8 protein-coding genes and 1 pseudogene are annotated in these 12,573 nt (G+C 65.8%); 5 read left to right on the top strand and 4 right to left on the bottom strand.

Annotated elements, in window-relative coordinates:
* Positions 1-46 precede the first annotated feature (46 nt).
* Complete coding sequence (locus tag XI08_RS23715) at positions 47-1,813, top strand: winged helix-turn-helix domain-containing protein (RefSeq protein WP_333928046.1); 1,767 nt, start codon at positions 47-49, stop codon at positions 1,811-1,813.
* Between the two features lie 63 nt (positions 1,814-1,876).
* On the opposite strand, the pseudogene XI08_RS46425 reads toward XI08_RS23715, so the two are convergent.
* The 3 genes and pseudogenes from XI08_RS46425 to XI08_RS23700 form a co-directional block, all read right to left on the bottom strand.
* Positions 1,877-2,122 (bottom strand): annotated as a pseudogene (locus XI08_RS46425) (autotransporter domain-containing protein); the annotation flags it as partial.
* 84 nt (positions 2,123-2,206) lie between these two features.
* On the bottom strand, positions 2,207-3,253 hold the full coding sequence (locus XI08_RS23705) for an alpha/beta hydrolase family protein (RefSeq protein ID WP_271576172.1): 1,047 nt from the start codon (positions 3,251-3,253) through the stop codon (positions 2,207-2,209).
* A 42-nt stretch (positions 3,254-3,295) separates the two neighbouring features.
* Complete coding sequence (locus tag XI08_RS23700) at positions 3,296-4,822, bottom strand: amidohydrolase family protein (protein WP_271576171.1); 1,527 nt, start codon at positions 4,820-4,822, stop codon at positions 3,296-3,298.
* A 257-nt stretch (positions 4,823-5,079) separates the two neighbouring features.
* Between XI08_RS23700 and XI08_RS23695 the strand changes: the two genes are divergently transcribed.
* Positions 5,080-6,183: a sensor histidine kinase gene (locus tag XI08_RS23695; RefSeq protein ID WP_271576170.1), complete on the top strand. Its 1,104-nt coding sequence runs from the start codon at positions 5,080-5,082 to the stop codon at positions 6,181-6,183.
* Positions 6,180-6,884, top strand: coding sequence for a LytR/AlgR family response regulator transcription factor (locus XI08_RS23690; RefSeq protein ID WP_271576169.1), 705 nt, complete (start codon positions 6,180-6,182; stop codon positions 6,882-6,884). Before XI08_RS23695 ends, XI08_RS23690 begins: the two co-directional genes overlap by 4 nt.
* Before the next feature lie 156 nt (positions 6,885-7,040).
* Here the strand turns inward: XI08_RS23690 and XI08_RS23685 are convergent, their stop codons facing one another.
* The gene (locus XI08_RS23685; protein WP_271576168.1) at positions 7,041-7,652 is read right to left on the bottom strand and encodes a TetR/AcrR family transcriptional regulator; all 612 of its coding nucleotides are present in this window, start codon (positions 7,650-7,652) and stop codon (positions 7,041-7,043) included.
* Between the two features lie 131 nt (positions 7,653-7,783).
* Here XI08_RS23685 and XI08_RS23680 point away from each other — a divergent pair, with 131 nt between their 5' ends.
* Positions 7,784-9,016, top strand: a complete 1,233-nt coding sequence (locus XI08_RS23680; RefSeq protein ID WP_271576167.1) for a cytochrome P450 — start codon at positions 7,784-7,786, stop codon at positions 9,014-9,016.
* Positions 9,017-9,161: 145 nt separating this feature from the next.
* A partial coding sequence (locus tag XI08_RS23675; protein ID WP_271576166.1) for an AsmA family protein occupies positions 9,162-12,573 on the top strand: 3,412 nt, incomplete at its 3' end.

The following is a 12,573-nucleotide window of genomic DNA, read 5'->3' as shown; positions in this document are numbered from 1 at the left end:
TGCTTTTCTGACCCTTTTCTGACATTCGCGTTGTGTTTGCGGTCTGGTGAGCATTTCTGATATTTGCTGCCGCATCAGACGTCCCGGGGGAGGCACGGTGCTCCGTTTTGCTGGCTTTGAACTGGATCGGGCGCGAATCGAGCTGCGCGGGCCCGACGGCGAAGCCATCAAGCTTCGACCGCAAACCTTCGCGATGTTGACGCTGTTTACCGCCAACGCCGGACGCGCCCTCAGCAAGCGGGAGTTGATGGAGGCGGTCTGGCCGAACGTTCATGTCGGCGACGACAGTCTGTTCAAATGCATTCGCGAGCTCCGAACGGCGCTCGGTGACGATCGGCGGCAATTGATCAAGCTGGTTCCCGGCCACGGCTACAGGCTCGACGCCCAAGTGACGAGCGAGCCGGTGACGAGCGAGCCCGTGACGAACGAACCCGCCGGCGGCGCGGCTGCCCCTCCCGCCGACGGCGCGGAACCTGTCGCCAACGCGACGGCTGAGGCTGAGCTTGCGAAAACACGGTGGTCTCGTTTTGTCCAGCGCGGCCCGGCGGCGCTCGCCGCCGTCGCGGTGCTCGGCGCCGCGTTCGGCTTTGCGATCGCGGCGCCGATGTTTGGCCCCGGCCTCTTCATATCCAGACCACCGGCCATCGCCGTGATGCCGATCACCGGCTCCGAAGCCGACACCGTCCCGACGGCGGCCGCTGTCACCATCCGCCTCGCTGACGGGCTGGCGAAGATCGAGAATATCCGCGTCGTGACGCCGGAAGCGGGCAGCGATTCGCCGCAGGCGGCCTCGGCGCGCCCGGCGCAAGCGGACTTCGTCTTGAGCAGCGAATTGCAGAACACCGGCCCGACATGGGAACTGCGCGCCCGCCTGACCCGGACCGCAACCCAGGAAGTGGTCTGGTCGGCGCCGGTTTCGGTCGCGATCGGCGAGACGGACGTGGGCTTGCAGCAATCGCGGCTCGCGGCGGGCCTCGGCCATCTGCTCGCGCTGCGCCTCAATGAGCTGGTGCAGGCCGGCGTGCCGACCGATGGCGCAGCCAAGGGCGTGGTCGAGCAGGCCACCGCTCAGATCAACCAGACCAGCAAGGAGCGTTTCGCGGCGGCGCAGACCATGCTGGAAAAAGCGCTCGGCGATCATCCCGACAATGTGGACATCCAGGTCGCGCTCGCCGCGCTGCAACTGCGCGGCATCCAGATGGTCTGGTACAGCCCGGCCGATGCCGCGGCGGCGGAGAAGAATGCCAAGGCGATGCTGGAGCGCGCATTGCGGAGCAGGCCGGTTTCCATTCCGGTGCTTCAAGCCTATTGCCGCTTTCTCAACGCCACCAACGCATTCACCGAAAGCCTGGCGGCTTGCGCCAGGACGTTGGCGTTCGACCCCTGGGACGGAATGGCGCTGTTCCACATCGGCCTGGCGCAACTTCCACTGGGCCGGTTCGAGGACGCGCTGGCGACGTTCAAGCAAGCCGACCGGTTTGATACGCCGCCGGTGTCGCGCTGGACCTGGCTGCTTGGCGCGGGAGTGAGCTACCTGATGATGGGCCGCGACGAAGAAGCGTTGCCGTGGCTGGAGCGATCCATCGCCATCACGCCGGCATCCGGGCGTCCGCTGATACTGCTGGCCGCGGCCTACCAGCGGTTGGGCCGCACGGACGAAGCACATGCGGCTTTGACGCAAGGCTTGAAGCTGCGGCCCGGTTCGACCGTGAGCAACATCGGGATCCCGACCAAGAATGTCAGCGCCGCTTATATGGAAGCGCGCGGCCGGATCGAACAGGCGCTGATCGCGGCCGGGTTGCCGGAACGCTGATCGGCGGCGGGCGCGCCTATAACGCCTGCCTGACGCCGAGGCGGTCCAGGTGAGGCAGCTTAATCACCACGTATAGCGCGCGACGCCCTTGCCGGCGTAAGAGCGCGTCACCTGCGAGAACTCGCCTTCGAACGTTGCTGCGAGGGAAATGCCGCTGATGAAGGTCATCTCGGCCGAGGCCGTTGTCAGCGCGGCGTCGCGTGCCGCTGCCGCGCCGTTGACGACAAACGACGCGCCGGGCAGCGCGATGAACGTCGCAGAGGCAGCGCGGTCGGTGTTGAAATCATGCGCCCAGGCGGCGCGGCCGCGCTCGGCCTGCTGATCGCGCCGGGCAACGCGCCCTAACGAGGGAGCTATGGGCCAACAAGAGACATTCCACGCGAGAGCATTGGCTTAGAGATTGCTTCGCAAGAAATCGGCCACGTCGGCCTCGACCCGACGAAGAATCGCGGCGCCGTCGACCCCTGCGGCGTCCCTTGCGATGACCTTGCAGTCGGCGGGCGCTTCCTTCATGAGCGCAGGCGTGCAGGGATTGACAAAAATCAAATGTCCACCAGGCACGCTCTCCTGCCGCGGCGGACGCGGCAATGCCGCGGCAAGCGCAAAGATATTGCCTTCCGGGCGGAGGTCGCTGTGCTCGGCCCGATACAGCAGCACCGGCATCGTCAATGAGGTCAGCGCTTCCCGGTCGAACGGAGCGCCGAACGGCTCCAAGAGCACGAGCGCCTTGACCGGGAGCACGTCGGCGGCTTGCCCGAAGATAACGTGCGAGGTGTCATTCGTGTCGGTGCCGTCACAGGCGCGCGGATCGTCGGTGCGCCCGCGGCAGTATGAAACGAGGTGGGCAAAGTCCGGTGTTGCGCCGGCGGCGATGAGCGCCACCGCACCGCCAAACGAGTAGCCGACAATACCCAGCCGCGAGCGATCAGCTTGGGCGGCGAAGCGTTGGTCAGCGAGAACCTGATCGAGAGCCTTGTGCAGTTGTCGCGGTCGATCCCGCAAAGGCCTGGTCCCGGAATGGAACGGGGCGATAACGATGAAGCCCTCTCGTGCCAGCGAGGTGATCAGATCGCGGTCATGGCGGGGAGTTCCGCCACGACCGTTGCCGTGTGAGAACAGCAGCACCGGGAACGTCTTCGCCGGGGCGATCGGTGCGTTACGACTCGCGTGGATGGTAAAGGGCCCGGCCTCGAACGGGGCTTCGGCTACGTCGGTCGGGTAGGCCACGAGAACCTCAAACGGGACCGGAGGCATCTGCGCATCGCCGAGGCCAACAACACCGCTGACTGCGTCCGGCACGGTGATCTGCGCGACGCCCGCGCGATACGTACCATCCGCGCGCGCAGGCGACGGGCTGCCGGCGAGTGGCGCAAGCAGCGAAAGCGCGATCACCGCTGCAAGAACGAGTAGTCCGGCAGGGCCGGCGGGTCGCTTGCACATGGTGGTTACTCCTCGATCTGTGGTGGCTTCTTGGCCGGGCAATTAGTGACTGCGATTGGCAACAAGGTCGGCCGGATCCAGCACGCGGCCACCAAGCAACACTTTTAGAATCCCTGCATAGGCTTCGATCGTCTGCGTCGGATCTTCACGCAGCAATAGCAGATTGGCCCGCTTGCCGACCTCCACGGTCCCGACATCCTGATCCAGCTTCAACGCCTGCGCATTGGACAAGGTCGCGGAACGAAATATTTGTTCGGGCGTCTCGCCCGCCGCGACGAGACGATGCATTTCGAACCAGCCGTTGAGACCGGGGGGATTGGTGTAAATTGGTGCGCTGGGCGTATCGGTCCCAAACAGCAGCCGCCCGCCATGAGACCCGAGATAGGCCGTGGCGTGCGCAACACGGTCGATCGGAAGCGCAAACCGCTCGTTGGCATCCGCTTCCACGGCCTTGGGGTCCCGATCCTTGGCACGGAAGCGCTCGGCCCGCAGATCGTGAAACCATTGCCCCTCCGCGGATCCATACCAGTTGATCAGACCCGATGGCAGAACACGCGCCAACAGCGGATCCGACAGAAAGGTTGTGCTGAAGAGATCCCGTTCGCCGTACAGCACCTGGATGGTCGGCTGCCAGCCGACATTTTTCGCCAGCACGCCATCGAGTACCGTCTTGACCGCTGGGGTGGGTTCGGTGACCGTCGAAGCCTCGTTCCAGCCCCATAGTCCGTGCGCCATGATGTCGACGCCGGTGTCGAGGCCAAAGGCCTGCGCCTCGATGGAACTGGCGTGCATCAGTACCGGCAGTCCCGCGGCGTGAGCGGTCTGGACCAACTCTCGGATCGTCTCGGCCTTGGGTACCGGCAGGTTGCGCACTCCGGCAAAACCGTGCTCGTAAAAGGTTTTGACGCATATGGCGCCATCCGCTTTCATCTGCGCCACCACGGCCACGGGCGTGTGCATCTCGGGAGCGATGTCGGGTGGGGCTGCCGTGTCCGGCTCGATCAGCAGGTAGGGAAATGCGCGATAGCGTAGCGGCTTCGGCAAATAATTCATCGGATAGCCGTCCATCACGGCGGCGGCGCCGCAGAAATAGGTGTCCGGGACGACGTCGTGATCGTTCCAGCGCGCCATCCTTTGCGGCGTTGAAATCAGATCGACCAACGTCGTGAAGCCGTAAAGCAGGTAGCTGCGCGGGATCTGATCCCTGGCAAGCCGCGCGATATCGGAATGCCGCGCTTCCTGCTCTTCGGTCATTCCGGGGATGGCACCGAGGTGGACATGGCTGTCGATGAGGCCCGGAGCCAGATAGAGCCCGGTGCCGTCAATCGTCGTGACCGTCGCTGCCGCGCCGGCTGCTGAGCCCATCGCTCCGCCGGTCGTGATCGAGGCAATGCGGCCGTCGTGAATATAGACTTCGGCATCGCGCAGCGGGCTTGCCCGCTCCGGCGAAACGACGGTGACGTGTTCGATCCGAACATCCCCAATTGTCGCGGCGGCTGACAGCTCGCCGTAAAATGCGAGCCAGCACGTCAGCATTGCAAACAGCGATATTCTCGAAATCATGGTCATCAATCCTTCCAATGCGAGGATCCTGGCGGCCACCCGCGCTGACAATTCCCGCATCAGAATAGGTAACGGGGAGGCAAACCCAAAACTGAAATCGCCGCTTCGTCCCGGAAGAATGACGAGCGGTCGAATCGCGATGGCGAGCGGTCGTTGCTGCGGTTGAGGGGCACCGCGGCGACTTGCTTGCGGTCCGCTCCGTTCTTATGGCGCTGGGAACTGCGTCGCAGGTGGTGTAGATGTCGCGGGCGATGCATGAGCCAATGACAACCGAACGCGGCGGTTCTCGATCGGAGTCTCTGTCGTCCAGAACCAGCCTTGCCTATTGGACCCTGCAGCTCGTTGGCTGGGGCCTTTATTTCTACTGGCAATCGTCCGGAGAGGTCATTCTCGCCGGGGCGCCATGGAGCAAGGCAGGCCCCATGTGGGGCGGGGTTTGCGCGGCGGCCATCGGCCTCACCCAAACGCTGCGCTGGTTCTCCAGGCGTCATGCCTGGCTTGAATTGCCGCCGCTGGCTTTGCTGGGCAGAGTTCTGGCCGGATTGCTGATCATTGCGATGACGTCCTCTCTCGTCGCCATGGCGCTGTCGTCGACGCTCTATGGCACGCCTGTCGTGCCGATATTGGGCGCAGTCTATCGCAAGCTCAATTTCGCTGACCAGCTCCGCAATCAGTTCATCGGCTCTCTCCTGATCTATGGGATCTGGGTTGCGGTCTATTTCGGCATCGCGATACAGCGTCGGCGGCACCGCGCGGAATTGCGTCAGGCACAGCTCGCCGAAGCCTTGCAGGCCGCGGAGCTGCGGCTCTTGAAGGCGCAGCTCAATCCCCATTTCCTGTTCAACGCCCTCAACGGCGTGCGCGCTTTGATCGCCGGTGATCCCGCCAAGGCGCAGGATGCCGTGACCCGGCTCGCCCGGACCCTGCGCTACACGTTGAGTTCCGGCGAGGAAAATCTCGTGACCGTGGCCCGCGAACTGGAGATGGTGGACGACTATCTGGCGCTCGAATCGCTTCGCCTGGCAGAGCGATTGAACGTGGTACGCGACATTGCGCCTGCTGCCATCATGGTGCGGATTCCAGCGATGCTGATGCAGACACTGGTCGAGAACGCGATCAAGCACGGGATCGCGCCGCTCAAGCAAGGTGGCACGCTACGCATCGCGGCACATGTCGCCGCGACGGAGCTCGTCATCGAGGTCGCCAATCCCCGCCCTGAGAGCGGCTCGATGGACTCGGGATCTGAAAATGTCGGGCTCAAGAACCTGTCGGAACGCCTGCGGCTGCTGTTCGGTCCCGCCGCGCGGCTGCGTCTGGACCTGTCCGATCCGGGCCGGGCGAGCGCGCAAGTGAGGCTTCCGGCATGAAGGCGCTGATCGTCGATGATGAACCGCTCGCCCGGCTCGAACTGCGTCGGCTGCTCGCCGCGTTTACCTGGGTCCAGATCGTCGGCGAGGCAAGCAATATCGACGAGGCGCGCGTCCGAATCGAAACGCTCGCGCCGGACCTGACATTTCTCGACGTGCAGATGCCGGGCGGCACGGGCTTCGATCTGCTGGCTCAGCTTGACCGGCCGCCGCGCGTCGTCTTTACGACGGCCTACGATCACTATGCCGTAAAAGCGTTCGAGGTGAGCGCGCTCGATTACCTGCTGAAGCCGATCGAACCGGAGCGCCTTGCGGCGGCGCTCGACAAGATTCACACATCCATGTCGAGCCGGGCGATGGCAAACGACGAGCCGCTCGAGCAGCTCTTCGTCCGCGACGGACCGCGATGCTGGTTCCTGCCGTTGCGCGAGGTCAGTCTGTTCGTCGCGGAGGGGAACTACGTGAGATTGTATTGGGGGAAGGAGCGCCCCGTGCTGGGACGGTCCCTGGCCACCGTCGAAGAGAAGCTCGATGCGAAAAGCTTCTTCCGCGCCAACCGGCGGCAGATCGTGAACCTGGAATTTGTTCAAAGTGTCCGGCTTGGATCCGGTGGCCGCTTGCTGGCCAAGTTGCGCGATGGATCAGATGTCGAAATTTCGCGACGCCAGGCGCGGCTGTTCCGTGCCAGAATGACGGTTTAAAGCCTCATTTGCATCAAGGCATTAGTGCTGTGACTGGGGCAACGGCACCGAATTAGGTCGATGGCGCCAATGGTCCTTGATCCGGAAACGGTCGTTACGGAGTTACCTGCTTAAGTCTGCCTTATCTCCGGACATAAGAAGACACGCCCAGCCACCTCACTCCGCCGCCAATCCCGTCCTCCGCCGCAGATACGTGATCGCGCGCAGAAAGCTGTCGGCCGGCGTCGTCTCGGGATCGATCAGCCGGTGCAGGCGGAAGCCGTCTTCCAGCGCCAGCACGACGGAGGCCATCCATGGCGGGTTCAGATTGTCGTTCCGGCCGTTGCCCTTCAACGTCGCCTCGACGATGTCGGCGATCAGCTTGCGCCGCGCGCGCAGGCGTTTTGCAAGCTCGGGACGCCGCTTCTCGGCGCGCGCGACGTAGAGGATCATCTCCATGTGGAGGAGGGGGGAGCGGCCGAGCGGATCCTGCCGGCTGCGGTCCATCGTTCGCAGCGCGGCGATGAAATCGTCGAGATTGTCGTGCTGCGCGAGGATGTCCATGTTGCGCCGGATCGACTGCTCGACATGGTCCTCGAGCATGGCGATGATCAATTCGTCCTTGCTCTTGAAGTTCGAATAGAACGCGCCGCGGGTGAAGCCGGCGGCGGCCGCGATCGCCTCGATGCTGGCGCCGCCGATGCCGCCTTCCTCGAACACCCGCGCGGCCGCCTCGAACAACTTGTCGCGCGTATCGTCCCTGGTCGGCCTGGTTCTCATCCTTGACATCGGACCAGTTTAGGGCAGAATGCAACTCGATACAACAATGTATCGAGTTGATAATCTCAGGGGATGGTTACGCCGCGCAAGCCGGGGCTGCCGGCGTATTCGTGTCATGCGGCAACCGATTTGAGGTCACCATGAACGAGCAAGCGCAACCCGCCGGCGGCGATCCGCTGTTCAATCCGCTGTCGCCGGACTTCATCCGCAATCCCTATCCGCATTACGAACGGCTGCGCGCGATCGATCCGATCCATGTGACGCCGTTCGGCCAGTTCGTCGCAAGTCGCCACGCCGATGTCAGCCTCGTGATGCGCGACAAGCGCTTCGGCAAGGATTTCGTCGAGCGCTCCAAGCGCCGTTACAGCGAAAAGATCATGGACGAGCCGGTATTCCGCAGCATGAGCCACTGGATGCTGCAGTCTGATCCTCCGGATCACACCCGCCTGCGCGGCCTCGTCGTGAAGGCCTTCACCGCGCGGCGCGTCGAGGACATGCGGCCGCGGATCCAGGAGATCGTCGACCATGCCATCGACGCCGTGATCGACCGCGGCCACATGGACCTGATCGAGGATTTCGCCTTCCGCCTGCCCGTCACCATCATCTGCGACATGCTGGGAATCCCCGAGGATCATCGCGAGGTTTTCTACAAGAGCTCGCGCGACGGCGGACGGCTGCTCGACCCCGTGCCGCTGACGCCGCAGGAGATCGCGAAGGGCAACGCCGGCAACATGATGGCGCAGATGTATTTCCAGCAGCTGTTCGAGCTGCGCCGCAGAAATCCCGCCGACGATCTCACCACCCAGCTGGTGCAGGCCGAGGAGGACGGCAACAAGCTCACCAACGAGGAGCTGACCGCCAACATCATCCTGTTGTTCGGCGCCGGCCACGAGACCACCGTCAATCTGATCGGCAACGGCCTGCTCGCGCTTCATCGCAACCCGGACCAGCTTGCGCTGCTCAAGGCGCGGCCGGAGCTGATCGTGGGTGCGATCGAGGAGTTCCTGCGCTACGATTCCTCGGTGCAGATGACCGGGCGCGTCACGCTCGAGGACATCGACGATCTCGGCGGCAAGAAAATCCCCAAGGGCGAGACCGTGCTCTGCCTGCTCGGCTCGGCCAACCGCGATCCGGCGGTCTACCCCGATCGCCCCGACCGGCTCGACGTCACCCGTCCCAACGTCAAGCCGCTGTCGTTCGGCGGCGGCATCCATTTCTGCCTGGGGGCCCAATTGGCGCGGATCGAGGCCGAGATCGCCATCGCCACGCTCCTGCGCCGGCTGCCGGATTTGCGCATCGACGACGTCGAGAACCCGGAATGGCGGCCGACCTTCGTGCTGCGCGGCCTGAAGAGCTTGCCGGCGAGCTGGTGAGGCGGCGCCACGCGTTAACCTCCGCGCGCAACAGTCGCTGTGACTTCGCCACACTTCCCCCTATATAAGGGGCTGTTCCGGCGCGCCTGAAGCCTTCCAAGGGGCAAGGTTTGGCCCGGATGCCGATTTGGCCGAGGGGAGACCCGTGCAGACGACGCTGCTCGGATTGGCGATTGCCTTCATCATTGCGCTTCTGGCCGCGCTGATCGGGCCCTACTTCATCGACTGGAACCAGTTCAGGCCCCAGTTCGAGGCGGAGGCGGGCCGGATCATCGGCGTGCCGGTGCGGGTGGCGGGCGAACTCGACGCCCGGCTGCTGCCGGCGCCGACGCTGCGGCTGCGTTCGGTCACCTTCGGCGGCAACAATGATCTCGGCCGCCTGCGCGCCGACAAGCTCGACGTCGAGTTCAGCCTCTCCTCGCTGATGCGCGGCGAATGGCGCGCCACCGAGCTGACTGTCAATGGCATGGCGGTCGATCTCGGCCTCGACGCCAGGGGACGGGTCGATTTGCCCTCCACCGCGAGCGGAACGTTCAATCTGGCTTCGTTGGCGATCGAGCGCCTCAATCTCACCGGCCGCATCGCCCTGCACGATGCCGCCAGCCGCTCGACGCTGGAGCTGAGCGACATCGCCTTCTCCGGCGACGTCCGCTCGCTGGCCGGCTCGGTGCGGGGCGACGGCAGTTTCATCGCCTCCGGGGTGCGCTATCCGTTCCGCATCTCCTCCGGCCCGAGCCCCGACGGCAGCGCCACCCGTCTCCACCTCAATATCGATCCGGGCCAGCGCGCCATCCTCGCCGATCTCGAAGGCGTGCTCGCCTTCGACAACCGCCTGCCGAAATTCGACGGCGCGCTGACGATCGCGGTGCCGGCGGCGAAGAAGGCAGGCGAGGCCGGGCCGACGCCCTGGAAGCTCACCGCAAAACTCAAGGCCGATCCCGCCGGCGCCAAATTCGACCAGATCGACGCGAGCTTTGGCGCCGAGGACAACGCGTTGAAAGCCGGCGGCGTCGGCGACCTCAAGTTCGGCGCCTCGCCGCTGCTGCGCGCGGTGCTGTCGGCGCGCCAGTTCGATGCCGACAAGCTGGCCGGCAAGGACGATGCCGAGCCGCTGCGCATCCTGCCGGCGCTGCGCGCCGGCCTTGCCGTAATCCCGCAGGCGCCGATCCCGGCGCAGATCGAGTTCAACTCCGACCAGATCATGCTGGGCGGCCGTCCGCTCCAGAACATTGCGGCCGAGCTCAAGACCGACGGCCGGTCCTGGACGTTCCAGCGGCTCGAGCTGCGCGCGCCCGGCATGACGCAGCTCTCGCTGAACGGCGCGGCGCCCGGCGCCGACAGTTTCAGCGGCCGGCTCAGCGTCGAATCCTCCGATCCCGATACGCTGGTCGCCTGGCTCCAGGGCCGCAGCGAGGTCAACCGCCGCAGCACGCGGCCGCTGCGTCTTGCCGGCGACGTGACGATTGCCGCCAACCATCTCGCCATCGACAGGCTGAAGGCCGACATCGAAGGCGGCGCCGTCGAGGGACGAATTGCTTTCGTCCAGACTGGCGCGAGCAAGGGCTCGCGGATCGATGCCGAGCTCAAGGCCGACCGTCTCGATCTCGACGCCGCCGCAAGCTTTGTCCGCGCGCTCGCCGGGCCGCAAGGCGAATGGCCGGAGGAGGCAAAGCTCTCGCTCGATGTCGGCCGTGCGATCTCCGCCGGCCAGGAGCTGCGGCCGCTCGCGGCGAAGCTCGGCTACAATCCGGCGTCGCTGTCGCTGGAGGAGTTGCGGTTCGGCCAGACCAGCGGCGTGACCACCGAGGCGAGCGGCAGCTTCGACCGCACCAAAGCCACCGGCAAGCTCGCGCTGAAATCCTCGGCCAGTTCGCTGCGCGAGCTGACCGCGCTGATCGAGCCGTTTGCGCCGTCGGTGCGCGCACGCTTCGATGCCATCGCGCCGCTGCCCGGTGCGACCCGCCTGAAGCTCGATTTGAGCCTCGACAAGAACGCCGAGCATGCCGATCGCAGCGACGCGCGCGCCGTGCTCGATCTCGACGCGCCGCAGCTCAAGGCCACCGTGACGCTGGCCGCACAGACGCCGGTGGCGGCCGTCAACGGCATCGACATCGACCGCCTGCGCAACAGCGACTTCACGCTCGACTCGAAACTGTCGACCCCGCAGGCCGGCGCGCTGCTGGCTCTGCTCGGTCTCGATCGCGTGGTGGCCGCAGGCGAGGGCACCTCGCAGTTCGAAGGCCGGTTAAGCGGCGCCTGGCGCCGTCCGCTGCAATTGAACGCAAAGCTGAGCGGCGGCGGGCTGGACGCGGACGCGCAGGGCAGCGTCGAATTGTCCGCGCCGGAGCCAAAGGCGTCCGTGAATCTGCGCGTGCGCAACGTCAACCTCGCGCCGCTGTTCGGGACCGGCCCGGCCGACAAGTCGGCGCGGACCGTCAGCGTGTCCTCCCGCGTCGCGCTATCAGGCAATCGACTGACCTTCGACGATCTCGACAGCAGCGCGGCCGGCTCGCATCTGCGCGGCCGTCTGGCGGTGACGCTCGACCAGGAGAAGAGCGTCGACGGCGAAGTCGGCCTCGACTCGCTCGATCTTGTGCCCACGCTTGCGGTGGCCATTGGCGCTGCGGGCCGCGACGCCGGCGAGCCGCTGAGCGCGGGGCTCCTCGGCGGCTGGCGCGGCCGCATCGCCTTTCAGGCGTTGCGCGGCACGTTGCCGGGCGGCGTCGAGCTGCGTCCCTTCGGCGGGACGATCCGGAGCGACGGCCAGTCGCTCGCGCTCGATGCGCTGAAGGGCGGCGTCGGCGGCGGCGAGATGTCGGCGAGCTTTGACGCGCGCAATGGCGCGGGTGGCATTGCGCTGAACGCCCGTATCGAGCTCAGCAATGTCGATGCGACCACGCTGCGCTACCGCGACCTTGCTTTGCCCAAGGGGCGTGCCTCGGTGCAGATGGCTCTGACCAGCCAGGGCCGCAGCGTTGCGGCGTTGACCGGCGCGCTCGCCGGCAACGGCACGGTGACGCTGGAGTCTGCGGAAATCAGCGGCCTCAACCCGCGTGCCTTCGAGATCGCCATCCGCGCCAGCGACGGCGGCCAGGTCGCCGACGACAACAGGCTGCGGCAGCTCGTCGAGCCCGCGCTGGCGGCGGGTCCCATTGCGGTCGCCTCGGCGCAGATCCCGTTCACGATCCGCGACGGACGGCTGCGCGTTGGCGCCACGCCGCTGGAGGCGAAGAACGCCCGCGCCATCGTCTCCGGCGGCTACGACATTCCCGCCGACCAGGCTGACATCCGCGCCAGCCTGACGCCGATCATGACCGGGCTCTCCGGTGCACCGCCGGAAATCCAGTTGTTCGCGGCGGGTCCCCCCGACAAGCTCAATCGCACCGTCGATCTTGGGCCGCTGTCCTCATGGCTCGCGGTGCGCACGATCGATCGCGAGACGCGCCGGTTGGACGCGATCGAGCGCGGCGAGCCGCCGCCGGCGACCGCGGCGCTGCCGACGCTGGTCTCGCCCGACCCCGCGCCGGAGCCGTCGCTGCAGGACGTGCCGATGCCCG

This window comes from Bradyrhizobium sp. CCBAU 11361, from assembly GCF_028128935.1.
Lineage (GTDB): Bacteria > Pseudomonadota > Alphaproteobacteria > Rhizobiales > Xanthobacteraceae > Bradyrhizobium > Bradyrhizobium niftali.
The sequence above is the reverse complement of the archived record's forward strand: the minus strand, read 5'-3'. Positions and strand labels throughout refer to the sequence as shown.

What these genes read in the sequence shown, in the direction of transcription:
- XI08_RS23700 (WP_271576171.1), bottom strand. Translation starts at nt 4,822, where the DNA reads ATGACCATGATTTCGAGAATATCGCTGTTTGCAATGCTGACGTGCTGG.
- XI08_RS23690 (WP_271576169.1), top strand. Translation starts at nt 6,180, where the DNA reads ATGAAGGCGCTGATCGTCGATGATGAACCGCTCGCCCGGCTCGAACTG.
- XI08_RS23695 (WP_271576170.1), top strand. Translation starts at nt 5,080, where the DNA reads ATGACAACCGAACGCGGCGGTTCTCGATCGGAGTCTCTGTCGTCCAGA.
- XI08_RS23685 (WP_271576168.1), bottom strand. Translation starts at nt 7,652, where the DNA reads ATGTCAAGGATGAGAACCAGGCCGACCAGGGACGATACGCGCGACAAG.
- XI08_RS23705 (WP_271576172.1), bottom strand. Translation starts at nt 3,253, where the DNA reads ATGTGCAAGCGACCCGCCGGCCCTGCCGGACTACTCGTTCTTGCAGCG.
- XI08_RS23680 (WP_271576167.1), top strand. Translation starts at nt 7,784, where the DNA reads ATGAACGAGCAAGCGCAACCCGCCGGCGGCGATCCGCTGTTCAATCCG.